Genomic DNA, 14,642 nt, shown 5'->3' with positions numbered 1-14,642 from the left:
ACTTGCCAGCGATGGCGGCCTTATAGCCGACCAGTCTCTGCCAGATGTACCCAGTTCCCCCTGTGGGAGCAGCAGTTTCTTGCGGATGTATCTCAACAGAGGTATCTGCGATGCCAATCCAATGGCGTCAAAAAAATCTGTCATCAATGCTGGCACTTTGGCATAATGCCGGCCGTTTCGCGTCCTCCCAGCGCATTGCCGCGCCCGGATGCACAGAATTTTCAAAAGGAATGCACAGTGAGAATGATCTCCCGGATGTTGGTCTCGGGCGTTGCGATTGCCGTCCTCGGCACTCTGGCCGGTACGCTCGCCGGTTGCGCCACCGAAAGCTCCCGCGCACTGCCGGTAGCCAAAGTGGAAAGCGCCTCTCAGGTCTGGACCGGTGTTCGCGTGCCGATGGCTGTGGGCAAGTTTGATAACCGTTCGAGCTACATGCGCGGGATCTTCTCTGATGGCGTGGACCGTCTCGGCGGCCAGGCCAAGACCATCCTGATCACGCACTTGCAGCAGACCAACCGCTTTTCGGTGCTGGATCGCGACAACATGGGCGAGATCCAGCAGGAGGCCGCGATCAAGGGCCAGGCCCAGCGTCTGAAGGGCGCCGACTATGTGGTGACCGGTGACGTCACCGAGTTCGGCCGCAAAGAGATCGGCGATCATCAGTTGTTCGGCATTCTCGGCCGTGGCAAGACCCAGATCGCTTACGCCAAGGTCAACCTGAACATCGTCAACATCAGCACTTCCGAAGTGGTGTATTCGACGCAGGGCGCCGGCGAATACGCCTTGTCCAACCGCGAAGTCATCGGCTTCGGCGGCACCGCTGCATACGACTCTACCCTCAACGGCAAAGTACTGGATCTGGCCATGCGCGAGGCGATCAATCGTCTGGTTGATGGCATGAACGCCGGTGCCTGGAAACCGGGCAACTGATCGACGCCCATCGCAAGGAGCAACTACCCATGAATTTTTCTCTGTCGCGGCCGCTGATGGCCCTGACGCTGGCCGCCAGCGCCTTGCTGGCCGGTTGCAGCAGCCCGCAAACCCTGTATCAGTGGGAAGGCTACCAGCCGCAAGTCTACGAATACTTCAAAAGCGAAACGCCGAAAGAGGCCCAGGCCGAAGCACTCGAAGCCGATCTGCAAAAGATCCGCGCCAGTGGCAAAGCGGTGCCGCCGGGTTACCACGCGCACCTCGGTCTGCTGTACCTGAGCATGGGCAAGGACGATCAGATGGTGCAGCAGTTGCGCACCGAAAAGACCTTGTTCCCGGAGTCCGGCACGTACATGGATTTCCTGCTTAAAAACGCCAAGACCGGAGAAGCCAAATGATCCCGCGTGCAGTGAAACTGCTGGTCGGCGTTTTGGCGCTGGCGGTTCTGGGTGGCTGTGTCAAACCCAAGACCGTGGACTATTCGGCGTACAAGCAAGTGCGGCCGAAGAGCATTCTGGTGCTGCCACCGCTGAACACCTCGCCGGACGTCAAGGCGTCTTACAGCCTGCTGTCGCAAGTGACGTATCCGCTGGCCGAGGCTGGTTACTACGTGCTGCCTATCACGCTGGTTGACGAGACATTCCGCCAGAACGGTCTGACCACACCTGACGATATTCATCAGGCACCGGCCAACAAGTTGCAGGAAATCTTTGGTGCCGACGCCGCGCTGTACATCACCGTGAGTGAATACGGCACGCGCTATATGGTGATCAGCAGCGAAACGGCTGTGACCGCCACGGCCAAACTGGTCGACCTGAAAACCGGCACCACGCTGTGGACCGGTGCGGCCCGCGCTTCGAGCGAAGAGGGCGGCAACAACGGTGGTGGCGGCCTGATCGGCATGCTGATCACCGCAGCGGTGAAGCAGATCATCAACAGCTCCACCGATGCCGGTTACCCGATTGCCGGTGTGGCGAGCAATCGCCTGCTGTCGGCCGGGCATCCAGCGGGCCTGCTGTACGGGCCACGCTCGCCGAAGTACGGCACCGACTGACTGCTATCGAGGGGGGACAGACTCCCCCCTTTTTCACTGTGTGCCCACGCTCGCAATGAGCAAAGCCTCCAATCAAGCGCCGCATCTCTGACGGGCGATTCTCGACATCGCCGCCAAACTCCAGACCAGCTACCATCCACTCAAGCATCTGATCGACGCCTGCGCGTTGGCCGGTGCGAATTCGACTATGTCTGCGATGAAACCATTAGCGCGCTTGAAGCTCGAAACACACAGGCGCGGCGTCGCTGGGCGTAGCAATTGATCGGGCAAACCACAAGGCGTTGAATCAGTCGATGCAGTTTTTATCCGAAAGCCATGGGTGTGATGGCTGGAAAGGCGAGATGGCCGGGCGCATCCGTGCGTTCGACTGGAGCGGCACGGATCTGGGGCCGCTCGATAACTGGCCGGCGAGCTTGTTCAGCACGGTGCAGTTGATGCTCGCCTCGCCGCTGCCGATGGTCATGCTCTGGGGCCGCGCCGGCTACATGATTTACAACGACGCCTATTCGGAATTCGCCGGTGGCCGTCACCCGTACCTGCTCGGTGTGCCGGTGGAATTGGGCTGGCCGGAAGTCGCCGAGTTCAACCGGCATGTGGTGGATACGTGTCTGGCCGGCGGCACGCTGTCTTTCCGCAGCAAAGAGTTGGTGTTGCTGCGCAACGGTGTTCCCGAAGACGTGTGGATGGATCTGTATTACAGCCCGGTGGCCAATGATCTCGGGCAACCGGCCGGGGTCATGGCGATGGTGGTGGAGACCACCGAGCTGGTGTTGTCCGAGCGCCTGCGCCAGGCTGCCGAGGACGCCTATCGAGCGGACAATGAGCGAGTGCGGCTGGCGCTGAACGCCGGGGCCTTGATCGGTTCTTTCGTCTGGGACATCAGAAACAATGTGCTGTCGGCCGATGAACGCTTTGCGCGCACGTTCTCCTATCCTCCGGAGCAGGACCTAGCGAACCTGCCGCAACACATCGCCGAATCGCGGATTCATGCGGACGACCGAAATTGGGTGCAGGAATGCGTCGCGCGGTCGCTGCGCACCGCAGAGCCCTATAACGCCGAATACCGCGTGCTGCGCCCGGATGGCAGTTGTCGGTGGGTGCTTGCCAGTGGTGCCTGCGAGTTCGATGAGCAGGGGCGGGCGTTCCGGTTTCCCGGGGTGTTGATCGACATTCACGAACGGAAAAGCGCCGAAGAATCGCTGCTCAAATTCACCCGCAACCTCGAACAACGCGTCACCGACGAAGTGACGGCGCGACTGGCCGCCGAAGAGCGCTTGCGTCAGTCGCAGAAACTCGAAGCCATCGGCGGCCTGACTGGCGGCGTCGCGCATGACTTCAACAATCTGCTGCAAGTGATCGCCGGCAACCTGCACCTGCTGGCGCGGCATGAGCCGGAGAACGTCAACGTGCAACGCCGGGTCAGCGCGTCGCTGGCGGCGGTCGAACGCGGCGCCAAACTGTCTTCGCAACTGCTGGCGTTTGCCCGGCGTCAGCCGCTGTCGCCGGCGGTGTGCAATCCCAGACAGATCTTCGACGGCGTCGGCGAACTGCTGCAACGGGCGCTGGGCGAGACCATTCAGATCGACGTGCAATTGCCGCACGAGCCGTGGCACATCAACGTTGATCGCAATCAATTGGAAAACGCCATTCTCAATCTGGCGATCAACGCCCGCGACGCGATGCAAGGCGAGGGCACGATTGTCCTCGGCGCTGCGAACACCACACTGGATCAAACTTTTTGTGCCGGCAAAGGCCTGGTACCGGGGGATTTCGTGCGGGTTTCAGTCAGCGATTCCGGAGTCGGCATTGCCGCGCATTTGCTTGAGCAAGTGTTCGAGCCGTTCTTCACCACCAAGGCGGACGGCCAGGGTACGGGCCTCGGTTTGAGCATGGTCTTTGGTTTCGTCAAGCAGAGCGGCGGGCACGTCGAGATCGACAGTCAGCTCGGTCAAGGCACGCGGGTGCAGCTGTATTTTCCGCGCAGTTTGCGCGCGGTGCTCGATGATGCCAGCAACGTTGAGTCTGCGCTGGGTGGCGGCAATGAAACCATCCTGGTGGTCGAGGACAACGACGCGGTGCGCGCGTCAGCCGTGGAGTTGTTGCGCGAAGAAGGCTATCAAGTGCTGACCGCCGGCCATGGCGATGCGGCGATGCAGATGTTGCTTGAGGGCACCGCAGTCGATTTGATTTTCACCGATGTAGTCATGCCCGGCCTGATCAAAAGCTCCGACCTGGCCGCATGGGCCAAAGTGCAAAAGCCGCCGGTACCGGTGCTGTTCACCTCCGGCCACACCCGCGACATCATCTCGCGCAACCACCAGCTCAGTCCTGACACGCATTTGCTCGGTAAACCCTATGGCCCGGAGGGCCTGCTGCAAATGATCCGCACGGTGTTGAGTAATTAATTTACACCGTCAGTGGGGGGCTTTTGTGGCGAGGGAGCAAGCTCCCTCGCCACAGTGATGTGCATCTCTGCAAATTGCTTTCATCCTCTTGAACAAGGCAGGGCCGATGACTTCCAAGCGCAGCTCCAATTCCGCCGCCGGCATGGTTCGGGTGCGCGGTGCCCGTGAACATAATCTGAAGAACGTCGATGTCGATATCCCCCGCGATGCACTGGTGGTGTTCACCGGGGTCTCGGGGTCGGGCAAGTCGTCGCTAGCGTTTTCGACGGTGTATGCCGAGGCGCAGCGCCGCTATTTCGAATCGGTGGCGCCGTACGCGCGGCGACTGATTGATCAGGTCGGTGTGCCGGATGTCGATTCCATCGATGGTCTGCCGCCAGCGGTAGCGTTGCAACAGCAACGCGGTACGCCGAGCACGCGCTCGTCGGTGGGCAGCGTGACCACGCTGTCGAGCCTGATCCGCATGCTCTACTCGCGCGCCGGCAGTTATCCGCCGGGCCAGCCGATGCTCTACGCCGAGGATTTTTCGCCGAATACCCCACAAGGCGCGTGCCCGGATTGTCATGGGTTGGGCCGGGTGTATGAGGTTACCGAAGCACTGATGGTGCCCGATCCCGAACTGACCATCCGCCAACGCGCCGTGGCGTCCTGGCCATTGGCGTGGCAGGGCCAGAACCTGCGCGACATCCTTGTGACCATGGGCATCGACGTCGATATCCCGTGGCGCAAACTGCCGAAAAAGCAGCGCGACTGGATCCTGTTCACCGAAGAAACCCCGACTGTGCCGGTGTACGCCGGGCTGACCCCGGAAGAAACCCGCGTCGCCCTCAAGCGCAAAATGGAGCCGAGTTACCAAGGCACTTTCACCGGCGCACGGCGCTACATCCTGCATACGTTTACCCATTCGCAAAGCGCGCTGATGAAGAAGCGCGTCTCGCAGTTCATGCTCGGCAGTCCGTGCCCGCTGTGTAACGGCAAGCGCCTGAAACGCGAGGCGCTGTCGGTGACCTTCGCCGGCTACGACATCGGCGAACTGTCGCAGATGCCGTTGCTGCAAGTGGCGCAGGTGTTGCAGCCGGTGGCCGATGAGCATTACTTAGATCACGCCGAAGAAACCGGCGAAACCCTCAGCCATCAGCAAACCCGCGCGGCCCGTCAGCAACGCGTGGCCCATGGCGCCAGCGCTCACGCGAATGCGCCGGACGTGCGCCACACGCCAAACCTGTCGCTGGAAAAACGCATTGCCGCGCAGCGTATCGCGCAGGATCTGCTGGAGCGCGTGAGCACGCTGACGGATCTCGGTCTCGGTTACCTGGCGCTGGAACGCAGCACGCCAACTCTATCGTCCGGCGAGTTGCAACGGCTGCGTCTGGCCACGCAATTGGGTTCGCAGTTGTTTGGCGTTATCTATGTGCTGGATGAACCTTCCGCCGGCCTGCATCCGGCCGATGGCGAAGCGTTGTTCGAGGCTCTGCAACGGTTGAAGTCCGAGGGTAACAGCGTGTTCGTGGTCGAGCACGATGTGGAAACCATGCGCCGAGCCGACTGGTTGATCGATGTTGGCCCGGCGGCCGGCGAACACGGCGGGCAAATTCTTTACAGCGGCCCGCCCGCCGGGTTGGCCGAGATCGAGTCATCGCAGACTCGCGCCTACCTGTTCGCAGAAGCACAGCGCCAGCCACGCACCGCGCGCAAGGCTTCGGGTTGGCTGAAACTCGAAGGTGTGACGCGCAATAACCTCAACAACCTCAGTGCCGAATTCCCGCTGGGCTGCTTCACCTCGGTGACCGGCGTGTCGGGTTCGGGCAAGTCAAGTCTGGTCAGCCAGGCGCTGCTGGAATTGGTGGGTGCGCACCTTGGCCGGGGCGCCAATGAGCCAGAGCCGGAAGAACTCAATCTGGAAGACGACACCCCACAGGCCAGCACCGGACAGGTCGCGGCAGGGCTGGAGTCGATCAAACGGCTGGTGCAAGTCGATCAGAAACCGATTGGCCGCACACCGCGTTCCAATCTGGCGACCTACACCGGGCTGTTCGATAACGTGCGCAAACTGTTCGCCGCCACGCCCGAAGCACGCGCAGCCGGATATGACGCCGGACAGTTTTCCTTCAACGTCGCCAAGGGCCGTTGCCCGACCTGTGAGGGCGAGGGTTTTGTCAGCGTCGAGTTGCTGTTTATGCCCAGCGTGTACGCGCCGTGTCCGACCTGTCATGGAGCGCGTTACAACCCGCAGACGCTTGCTATCCAGTGGCAGGGTCTGAGCATCGCTCAGGTGCTGCAATTGACCGTGGATCAAGCGGTGGAAGTGTTCGCCGAGCAACCGGGAATTCGCCGTTCACTGGAAGTACTGCGCGATATCGGCCTCGGCTATTTGCGCCTGGGGCAACCGGCCACCGAGCTGTCCGGCGGCGAGGCGCAGCGGATCAAACTGGCCACCGAGCTGCAACGCAATCAGCGCGGCGCGACTTTGTATGTGCTGGATGAACCGACCACCGGATTGCATCCGCGCGATGTTGATCGCCTATTGGAGCAACTGGATACGCTGGTCACGGCCGGGCACACGGTGGTGGTGGTCGAGCATGAAATGCGTGTGGTTGCGCAGAGTGACTGGGTCATCGATATCGGCCCGGGGGCGGGGGATCAGGGCGGCAGGATTGTGGCGGCGGGGACGCCGCAGAAAGTGGCGGCGAGCAAGAACAGCCGGACTGCGCCGTTCCTGACTCGTGCCTTGAATTGATTGTTGCGGAGTCTGGTCTGACGCCATCGCTGGCAAGCCAGCTCCCACAGGATTTGCGTCGTCCCCATATTGGGCGCACAACACAGAACCTGTGGGAGCTGCGGTGCGACGATTCGACTTGCCAGCGATAGCGGTCTATCAGGCGCCGTCGAGGGTGCGGCGTACCTTGTCCAGCAGTTCGCTGATCTGAAACGGTTTGACCAGCATGTCCATCCCGCTGCCAAGAAACACCTGACGATTGATCGCCGTCTCGGCATACCCGGTCATGAACAGGATCGGCAACGCCTCGCGCCAGCCACGCGCCACGTCTGCCAGCTCGCGGCCGCTCATGCGCGGCAGGCCGACGTCAGTCAGTAGCAGGTTGATCGACGGATCGTTCTGCAAGCGCTCCAGCGCAGTTTCAATGTCGCCCGCCTGAGTGCAGCGATAACCGGCATCCTCCAGCACTTCCGTTACAAACAGCCGCACCGACGGCATGTCCTCGACAATCAGAACATGTTCACCCGCACCTTGCGGATCGACAGATGCTGGCGTGACGTCTGCAGCAGTCGGGTCTGAGGTCGCCGGCAACATGATTGTCACTTCAGTACCACGCCGGGCCACGCTGCGGATATGCGCATCGCCGCCGGACTGGCGGGCGAAACCGTAGATCGTCGACAAGCCCAGGCCAGTGCCCTGGCCCAGCGGTTTGGTGGTGAAAAACGGGTCGAATACCTTGTCGATCACGTTGTGTTCGATGCCGGTGCCGTCATCGCGTACAGACACCGCCACATAAGCGCCATCTGCCAGATTCGGGTCGCCGTGGGAGTAGGCGGCGTAGGTGCTGAGCCAGATATTGCCGCCCTGGGGCAATGCATCGCGGGCGTTGATCACCAGATTCAGCACGGCACTTTCCAGTTGCACCGGGTCGACGAGGGCAATCGCCGATTTACTGGTCAGCTCCAGTTTCAGCGCGATGCGTTCGCCAATCGTGCGTTCCAGCAACTCTTCCAGCGACCGGACGTGCTGGTTGATGTCCACCGGGCGGGTGTCGAGCGGTTGTTGCCGGGCGAACGCTAGCAAACGGTGAGTCAGAGAAGCGGCGCTGGTCGCTGAACTCAGGGCAGCCTTGGCATAAAACCCGATCTTCTCGGTGCGCCCGTCGGCTGCACGCTTCTGGATCAGCTCCAGACTGGTGATGATCCCGGTCAGCATGTTGTTGAAGTCGTGGGCGATGCCGCCGGTGAGCTTGCCCAGTGCGTCCATTTTCTGCACTTGCAGCAACTGTGATTCGGCGCGCGCCAGTTGTGACGTGGTGTCGTCGAGCCGCGCCAGGTGCGAACGTTCGCGATGGCGGTGCTCGGTGACATCCTCGACGAATACCAGGCTCAGCTCCGGGGTCCGGTAAGGTGAAATCTGCCACTCGGTTTCGCGGATCTCGCCCTGCACGCGCATGTTCAGCGTGCCTTTCCAGCGCTCGCCTTCGACCAGCCGCAAGCGTAATTCGTCGAGGATTGCCCCTTGATCCTCGGCAAAGCATTCGCTGAGGGTTTGCGAATCACGGTTGTCCTGAATAAGTTGCGCGAAGGCATGGTTGCACTCGTGCACCTTGAGGCTGGCGTCGAGCACCGCAATCGGCGCGGAGATGTTGGCGAAAATCTCGCGAAACCGTGCCTCACTCTCGCGCAGGGCATTTTCGGTGTCACGCACCCGCAGCAGCGTGCGCAGGGTTGCCAACAGCACTTCAGGATCTATTGGATGAATCAGATAAGCATCGGCCCCCGCGTCCAGGCCGGTGATGATGTCGCCGGTCTGAATCGACGCCGCAGAAACATGAATCACCGGGAGCAGGGCGGTGCGCGGTTCGGCGCGCAACTTGCGCACGATGTCGAAACCGCTCATGTCCGGCAGATTGACGTCGAGGATCAGCGCGTCGATCTGTTCACTTTCAATCTGAGCCAGGCCTTCGCCACCGGTGCCGGCTTCCAGCACGACATAGCTGTGCCCTTCCAGGCGCCGGCGCAAGGCGTAGCGGGTGGCGACGTTGTCGTCGACGATCAACAGACGAATGTCACGTTTCATCGTCGGACTCCTTGGCGATGGCCAATGGAATGATCACAAAGAAAGTCGAGCCGACGCCGGGCTGGCTGTTCAGCCCGACTTCGCCACCGAGCAGCTCGGCAAAGCGTTTGCACAGCGACAGACCGAGGCCGGTGCCGCGCAGGCGTTTTTGCAACGGTGAGTCGACCTGGGAAAAGTCCTCGAACAACGCACCGTGCAACTCGGGAGCGATGCCGATGCCGGTATCACTGACGGCAAAGCGAATCTTGCCCTCGCATTCCAGACGCGCCGAAACCCGCACTTCGCCGCGCGTGGTGAATTTCAGCGAGTTGGAAATGAAGTTACGCAGGATCTGCGCGAGCTTCTTGTCATCGGTATAGAGGCGCGGCAGGCCGACCGGCTCTTCGAAAATCAGATCTACAGCGGTCGCGTCGACAATCGGGCGAAACATCCCGCGCAATGCGGCGAACAGGTCGAACATGTCGAACCATGCCGGGGAAATACTGATGCGACCCGCCTCGATTTTCGCCAGATCGAGCAAGTCATCAACCATGTCGCTGAGTTCGCGCGCAGCGGTGCTGACGAACGCTACCTGCTTGTGTTGCTCGGGACTCAGCGGCCCGTCTATTTCATCTGCGAGCAGGCTGTTGATGCTCAGAATCGAGCCCAGCGGCGTGCGGAATTCGTGGCTCATGTACGACAGGAAACGGCTTTTCAGATCCGAGGCTTCACGCAGTTCATCAGCCTGTGCATCGAGTTCGGCATACAAGGCCAGTACGCCCTGATTGGTTTCATCGAGTTCCTCGCGCAATGATGCCGTCTCGGCCTGCAACTGCGCGATCAGTGCCGTTTGCTCGGCATTGCTCAAAGTCGGCGATTCAGCCATGGGCGGCCTCCAGAGCAACCACCAGTACCGTCACATCGTCTCGCCCGCGACAAAAGTCGCGATGCAAAACGCTGGCTATCACGGCGGGGTGGCGATGCACCAGGCCGGGGTAGTCTTGAAGATTCCAGCGGGACTGCAAACCGTCGCTGTACATGATCAATAAGTGTCCGTTCACGTGAGCATAATCAAAAGGCCGCGCTTTGCGGTATTGCCCGCCGACGATCCCCGGGTGCGAGGCTAATCCTCGGGACTTGTCAGCGGCGATCAGGCTTGCACCAATGTTGCCGACACCGGCGAAAATCAGCTGATCACGCGCGCCATCGAACTGGGCAAATGCCACCGCGCCGCCGCGACTGCCGATCATCTCGCGGTGCATGTCTTCCATCAGCACCGTCGGTTCGGCGAACGGTGTCAGGGCAAAGGCACGCTCGCCGGCACGCGCGGCGCGTTCAGCGTCTTCGCCATGACCGAGACCGTCGACCACCAGAGCACTGATGCTCCCGTTGTTATACGCCAAATGCCAGACATCACCGCATGCCGGATCGTCATGCAGCGAATGCTGACTGACACCATACGGCATATCCGGTTGGCGATCGCTGCGCGGATACAGACGCGCCAGCAGTACCGCGCCACGCTGGTCGGCGTAGACGTCAAACACTTCAGCCTGACGCGACACGGCGCCAAGGCCGATTCCTTGCGTGCCGCCCGTGGAAAAACCATCCGCAAGGCACGCGTCGAGATCGAACCCCTGGGCGCGATCGACGGCGAGCATTTCGATGCCGAATCCATCCAGGCGCTTTAAAGCCCGCAGGTGAATTTCGCCATGGCCGGCGTGTTTGATCAGATTGCTCGCCAGTTCCGTTGCTACCAGCGCCACGCGGCCGGCATCGCGTTCGTCGAAGCCATGCAACTCTGCAAGCTGCTGCGCGGTGCGCCGGGCGTAGCCAATCTGGCTGCTGTCTTCTATGCGCAAGACTTGCGTCAGGCTGCCGCTGATATTCATGTCCATCGGGTAATCGTTATCCGTGTGCCTTTGCCTGGCTCGGTCTCCAGTTCGAATTCATCGACCAGCCGCTTGGCGCCGGTCAACCCGAGGCCCATGCCGCTGCCGGAGGTCCAGCCGTCGGTCATTGCCAGTTTGATGTCGGCGATGCCCGGACCTTCGTCGCGAAAGGTCAGACGCAGGCCGACCTTGTGATCTTCCTCGCGATCATGAATCTCCCAATCCATATCGCCGCCGCCACCGTAGACCATGGTGTTACGCGCCAGCTCGCTGACGGCGGTGACCATTTTGGTCAGATCGATCAAACGCATGCCGCACTCGGTCGCCAGTTTGCGTGCGGTCTGGCGGGCCAGTACTACGTCTTGCTCAATGCTGATTGGCTGAGTACCGCTGCTGCGCAGGGTCATTGCTGGTTCACTCGTTCCCGCAGCAGCTTCATCCCACGCTCGACGTTCAACGCCGTGCTCACGCCTGGTAACGTCAAGCCGAGTTCGACCAGCGTGATCGCCACCGCCGGCTGCATGCCGACCAGCATGGTTTGCGCGTCCATGATGCGCGACAGGCCAGAAATAGTGCTGATCATCCGCCCGATGAATGAATCGACCATGTCCAGCGCCGAAATGTCGATCAACACTCCGCGCGCCGATGTGCGGCTGATGCGCTCGGACAGATCGTCCTGCAACGTGAGGGCGAGTTGGTCATGCATGTCGACCTGAATGGTCACCAGCAGGAACTCGCCCATCTGAAGAATCGGGATACGTTCCATGGTTTAAACCGATTTGGTGACGCTGATACCCAATCGGGTCAGGGCCAGTTTCAATGCGTCAGCCAGGTTGGCTTTGGTTACTACGCCTTGCAGGTCGAGACCCAGGTGCACGATGGTCTGCGCGATCTGTGGACGCACGCCGCTGATGATGCAATCGGCACCCATCAGACGAATCGCGGTCACGGTTTTCAGCAGGTGCTGTGCGACCAGGGTGTCGACGGTCGGCACGCCGGTAATATCGATGATGGCGATTTCCGAACCGGTGTCGACGATGCGTTGCAGCAACGATTCCATGACCACTTGGGTGCGTTGCGAATCGAGTGTGCCGATCATTGGCAGCGCGAGCACGCCGTCCCACAGTTTGACCACCGGGGTCGACAGCTCCAGCAGTTCTTCCTGCTGACGCTTGATCACCGCTTCACGGGATTTCTGGAAAGTGCGGATGGTGTGCAGGCCGAATGCGTCGAGCAGCTCGGACATCTCCCACAATTGTTCACCGAGCAGGGCCGGTTGATCTTTGTAGTGATCTTGCAGCAGCGCAAACAGCGGGCCTTTCAACGAAAAAATGAAGCTCGCGGTCTGGTTGGCATCCTGGCCGAGCAGGGCGCGGCTGTGGGACAGTTTTTCGAGGAACTGACGCGTCACTTCCCAGCCTTGGGAATGGATGTTGGTGCCGTTGTCGTTTTCCAGTCCGCTGATCACCAGCTGCAGGAATTCGCTGGTTTGCAGCTGGATGTCATGTTCTTTCAGATTGCGCGTGGCGCCGCTGTCGCCAAGGCCTTTGGTCCATTCGCTGAGGAGTTGGGTCTGTTTGTTTTTCAACGCATCGAGTGTGCTGTTCTGCAGTGCTGCCATGTGCCTGTTGCTCCGTAGCGAATGGGGGCCGGTTCGGTAAAAAATCACCGGCGCGAAGTGAATGACATTTGCCGCTCGAAATAGTTGTTCGTTCTCGCGAGGATATTTTCGATCTGCCGCAAGCAACGCCCGGTAACTTTAGTCGGCGTGGCTGCCGGTGATGATCTTTTGAACGTTTCAGCGGTATCAGGCTTCGAATCTTAACGGTGCGGCAGCTTTCAGTCGCGCCTGTTTTTTCGAATTGAGGTGGCCATGAACGAACAAACGCCGCAACAGCCGATTGACACTGAAGAGCCGCAAATCGCGGATCCGGCAGTGGACCAGAAAAACAAGCATACGGACAATGACAATGAGTTCAGTCCGGGATTCGAGCCGAAGCCTGATCGGGCCAAGCCTGGGGAGGAGACGGATGCGGATATTGATACGGATGGGGGTTAAGTCGGGTTGATCGGGCAGGGCCGCTCGTTTGGGGGCGGCTTTTTTGTGGGTGAAGGGTTCGGGATTTTTTGGCGTTCCTGAAATCCAGCCCCTCACCCCAGACCTCTCCCAATGGGAGAGGGAGAAAGGGAGCCGATTCGTGTGTTTGTCAAAGCCTAAGCTCGCCTCGCAATTGCAGGTCGATGAATTTCGCCTGAACAACACGGTCAGTCCCCTCTACCTTTGGGAGAGGGTTAGGGTGAGGGCAAAAGGTCTCATTACTTGCTTGGATGTTTTGCCTGCAACTCTTTCGCATGCGCCAGATGCTTCTCCAGAGCCGGAAGCATTTTCTGCGCAAACGCCTTCAACTCGGGAGCGCCCTTGACCTTGTCATCCGTCACGGTATTGGCTTGTTCCTTGAACAGCTTGATGGTTTCTTCGTGCGCCATGACCTGGTTGTTGGCATAGGCCGCATCGAAGGACTCGTCGCGCATATCCAGGATCTTTTCCTTGGCCTGCTTTACCAGAGTCGTTTCGTCCGGCACTTCAATGTCGTGCGCCTTGGCAATAGCTGCCAGTTCAGCGTTGGCCTTTTTGTGGTCGGTGATCATCTGATTGGCGAACGCTTTGATGTCCGCCGAGGCACTCTTTTCCAGTGCCAGTTTGCTGGTTTCGATCTCAGCGATACCACCAGCGGCAGCGTTGTCGACAAAGTCATTGTCGGTGGCGGCGAAGGCACTGCCCATGCTGCAGCTCATGGCTACTGCAAGGGCGAGATGACGCAGGTTGAATCCGTCCATTAGTATTTCTCCACACAGGTTTTTGTGAGCGTTATTCAATGGAGGGATCGCCACCGACAAAGGTTTTATCGCATTTACGACAGGGCGACGAACGGCCACCGTCGGTCTGACAGGAGGTCGACAGAACCGGTCAACCGAGGCCATTCTCATAGGTGGCTGGCGCAATCGAGCGCGTTGGCCGCCCGATCAACTGACGGAGGTGTCACATGCCGGTTCCCCATGACCTGTTTCAGGACTTGAGTTGCACGAAGGAAGAGATCCAGCAAAAACGCACCCAGGATCCACGACTGGATTCATTGCTCAACAAGTATTCCGAGGCCGACAAGAACGTCGTCGACGCCGAGAACGCCAAATCCGATGATGACGCGCTGAAAAAGCTCAAAGAGAAACGCCTGACGGTGAAGAACGAAATCGTCGAGCGATTGCAGGCTCAGGCCTGACCGCTGATTGATCCGCCGACCATCGGTGGCGAATTGATTGGAACGGCCCGCAATAACGGCACCTCGAATGTTCAGAGTCCGAAATTCTCGACTCCTTGCGAGGTGCCTCATGCTTCCACAGTGGTGGAGGTACAACTCAAGTTTTGTATCCACCACAAGAACCTGTGGGAGCGGGCTTGCCCGCGATGACCATTGGTATCTACACATCTAAGTTCTTCGGCTGGCCATCCAGCCGATGGCTTCTTTAGCAAAAGCCGCCAGCTCCTCTGGGGTGTGTTGCTCCAACGTCTCACACATGGCCAAAAGCAT

14 protein-coding genes are annotated in these 14,642 nt (G+C 60.0%); 7 read left to right on the top strand and 7 right to left on the bottom strand.

What is annotated here, in order from left to right; genetic code table 11:
- The first annotated feature begins 243 nt into the window (after positions 1-243).
- From ACP7BN_RS24520 to uvrA, 5 genes are all read left to right on the top strand, one after another.
- Positions 244-930 (top strand): CsgG/HfaB family protein, encoded by a 687-nt coding sequence (locus tag ACP7BN_RS24520; RefSeq protein ID WP_420649217.1) that lies wholly within the window; start codon positions 244-246, stop codon positions 928-930.
- A 29-nt stretch (positions 931-959) separates the two neighbouring features.
- Positions 960-1,328, top strand: coding sequence for a DUF4810 domain-containing protein (locus ACP7BN_RS24515; RefSeq protein WP_420649191.1), 369 nt, complete (start codon positions 960-962; stop codon positions 1,326-1,328).
- The gene (locus ACP7BN_RS24510; protein ID WP_420649190.1) at positions 1,325-1,984 is read left to right on the top strand and encodes a DUF799 domain-containing protein; all 660 of its coding nucleotides are present in this window, start codon (positions 1,325-1,327) and stop codon (positions 1,982-1,984) included. The genes ACP7BN_RS24515 and ACP7BN_RS24510 overlap by 4 nt, the downstream gene beginning before the upstream one ends.
- A 293-nt stretch (positions 1,985-2,277) precedes the next feature.
- Positions 2,278-4,389, top strand: coding sequence for an ATP-binding protein (locus tag ACP7BN_RS24505; protein WP_426206427.1), 2,112 nt, complete (start codon positions 2,278-2,280; stop codon positions 4,387-4,389).
- A 106-nt stretch (positions 4,390-4,495) separates the two neighbouring features.
- Positions 4,496-7,126 carry an excinuclease ABC subunit UvrA gene (gene uvrA / locus ACP7BN_RS24500; protein ID WP_426206426.1) on the top strand — a complete coding sequence of 877 codons (2,631 nt, stop codon included), beginning with the start codon at positions 4,496-4,498 and terminating at the stop codon, positions 7,124-7,126.
- 138 nt (positions 7,127-7,264) lie between these two features.
- On the opposite strand, the gene ACP7BN_RS24495 is transcribed toward uvrA, so the two are convergent.
- The 6 genes from ACP7BN_RS24495 to ACP7BN_RS24470 are packed head-to-tail and all read right to left on the bottom strand — an operon-like array spanning position 7,265 to position 12,676.
- Complete coding sequence (locus tag ACP7BN_RS24495; RefSeq protein ID WP_426206425.1) at positions 7,265-9,187, bottom strand: response regulator; 1,923 nt, start codon at positions 9,185-9,187, stop codon at positions 7,265-7,267.
- Positions 9,177-10,052, bottom strand: a complete 876-nt coding sequence (locus ACP7BN_RS24490; protein ID WP_420649186.1) for a sensor histidine kinase — start codon at positions 10,050-10,052, stop codon at positions 9,177-9,179. Before ACP7BN_RS24490 ends, ACP7BN_RS24495 begins: the two co-directional genes overlap by 11 nt.
- Entirely contained in the window at positions 10,045-11,055 is a 1,011-nt protein-coding gene (locus ACP7BN_RS24485; RefSeq protein ID WP_426206476.1) for an ATP-binding protein, read from the bottom strand. Before ACP7BN_RS24485 ends, ACP7BN_RS24490 begins: the two co-directional genes overlap by 8 nt.
- A complete protein-coding gene (locus ACP7BN_RS24480) occupies positions 11,052-11,462 on the bottom strand; it encodes an anti-sigma regulatory factor (protein WP_426206424.1) in 411 nt (136 codons plus the stop codon). The genes ACP7BN_RS24485 and ACP7BN_RS24480 overlap by 4 nt, the downstream gene beginning before the upstream one ends.
- Positions 11,459-11,821: an STAS domain-containing protein gene (locus ACP7BN_RS24475; protein WP_420649184.1), complete on the bottom strand. Its 363-nt coding sequence runs from the start codon at positions 11,819-11,821 to the stop codon at positions 11,459-11,461. Before ACP7BN_RS24475 ends, ACP7BN_RS24480 begins: the two co-directional genes overlap by 4 nt.
- A 3-nt stretch (positions 11,822-11,824) precedes the next feature.
- Positions 11,825-12,676, bottom strand: a complete 852-nt coding sequence (locus ACP7BN_RS24470) for an STAS domain-containing protein (protein ID WP_420651244.1) — start codon at positions 12,674-12,676, stop codon at positions 11,825-11,827.
- A 252-nt stretch (positions 12,677-12,928) separates the two neighbouring features.
- Here ACP7BN_RS24470 and ACP7BN_RS24465 point away from each other — a divergent pair, with 252 nt between their 5' ends.
- Complete coding sequence (locus tag ACP7BN_RS24465) at positions 12,929-13,114, top strand: hypothetical protein (protein WP_420649182.1); 186 nt, start codon at positions 12,929-12,931, stop codon at positions 13,112-13,114.
- A 257-nt stretch (positions 13,115-13,371) separates the two neighbouring features.
- On the opposite strand, the gene ACP7BN_RS24460 is transcribed toward ACP7BN_RS24465, so the two are convergent.
- Positions 13,372-13,893 carry a DUF4142 domain-containing protein gene (locus ACP7BN_RS24460; protein ID WP_426206423.1) on the bottom strand — a complete coding sequence of 174 codons (522 nt, stop codon included), beginning with the start codon at positions 13,891-13,893 and terminating at the stop codon, positions 13,372-13,374.
- A gap of 206 nt (positions 13,894-14,099) precedes the next feature.
- Between ACP7BN_RS24460 and ACP7BN_RS24455 the strand changes: the two genes are divergently transcribed.
- Entirely contained in the window at positions 14,100-14,333 is a 234-nt protein-coding gene (locus tag ACP7BN_RS24455) for a hypothetical protein (protein WP_420649180.1), read from the top strand.
- Positions 14,334-14,642 lie beyond the last annotated feature (309 nt).

This window comes from Pseudomonas sp. TWP3-1, assembly GCF_049896625.1.
Lineage (GTDB): Bacteria > Pseudomonadota > Gammaproteobacteria > Pseudomonadales > Pseudomonadaceae > Aquipseudomonas.
Note: the sequence above shows the minus strand (reverse complement) of the source record. Positions and strands in the feature narration are given on the sequence as shown.

What these genes read in the sequence shown, in the direction of transcription:
- ACP7BN_RS24520 (WP_420649217.1), top strand. Translation starts at nt 244, where the DNA reads ATGATCTCCCGGATGTTGGTCTCGGGCGTTGCGATTGCCGTCCTCGGC.
- ACP7BN_RS24515 (WP_420649191.1), top strand. Translation starts at nt 960, where the DNA reads ATGAATTTTTCTCTGTCGCGGCCGCTGATGGCCCTGACGCTGGCCGCC.
- ACP7BN_RS24510 (WP_420649190.1), top strand. Translation starts at nt 1,325, where the DNA reads ATGATCCCGCGTGCAGTGAAACTGCTGGTCGGCGTTTTGGCGCTGGCG.
- ACP7BN_RS24505 (WP_426206427.1), top strand. Translation starts at nt 2,278, where the DNA reads ATGCAGTTTTTATCCGAAAGCCATGGGTGTGATGGCTGGAAAGGCGAG.
- uvrA (WP_426206426.1), top strand. Translation starts at nt 4,496, where the DNA reads ATGACTTCCAAGCGCAGCTCCAATTCCGCCGCCGGCATGGTTCGGGTG.
- ACP7BN_RS24495 (WP_426206425.1), bottom strand. Translation starts at nt 9,187, where the DNA reads ATGAAACGTGACATTCGTCTGTTGATCGTCGACGACAACGTCGCCACC.
- ACP7BN_RS24490 (WP_420649186.1), bottom strand. Translation starts at nt 10,052, where the DNA reads ATGGCTGAATCGCCGACTTTGAGCAATGCCGAGCAAACGGCACTGATC.
- ACP7BN_RS24485 (WP_426206476.1), bottom strand. Translation starts at nt 11,055, where the DNA reads ATGAATATCAGCGGCAGCCTGACGCAAGTCTTGCGCATAGAAGACAGC.
- ACP7BN_RS24480 (WP_426206424.1), bottom strand. Translation starts at nt 11,462, where the DNA reads ATGACCCTGCGCAGCAGCGGTACTCAGCCAATCAGCATTGAGCAAGAC.
- ACP7BN_RS24475 (WP_420649184.1), bottom strand. Translation starts at nt 11,821, where the DNA reads ATGGAACGTATCCCGATTCTTCAGATGGGCGAGTTCCTGCTGGTGACC.
- ACP7BN_RS24470 (WP_420651244.1), bottom strand. Translation starts at nt 12,676, where the DNA reads ATGGCAGCACTGCAGAACAGCACACTCGATGCGTTGAAAAACAAACAG.
- ACP7BN_RS24465 (WP_420649182.1), top strand. Translation starts at nt 12,929, where the DNA reads ATGAACGAACAAACGCCGCAACAGCCGATTGACACTGAAGAGCCGCAA.
- ACP7BN_RS24460 (WP_426206423.1), bottom strand. Translation starts at nt 13,893, where the DNA reads ATGGACGGATTCAACCTGCGTCATCTCGCCCTTGCAGTAGCCATGAGC.
- ACP7BN_RS24455 (WP_420649180.1), top strand. Translation starts at nt 14,100, where the DNA reads ATGCCGGTTCCCCATGACCTGTTTCAGGACTTGAGTTGCACGAAGGAA.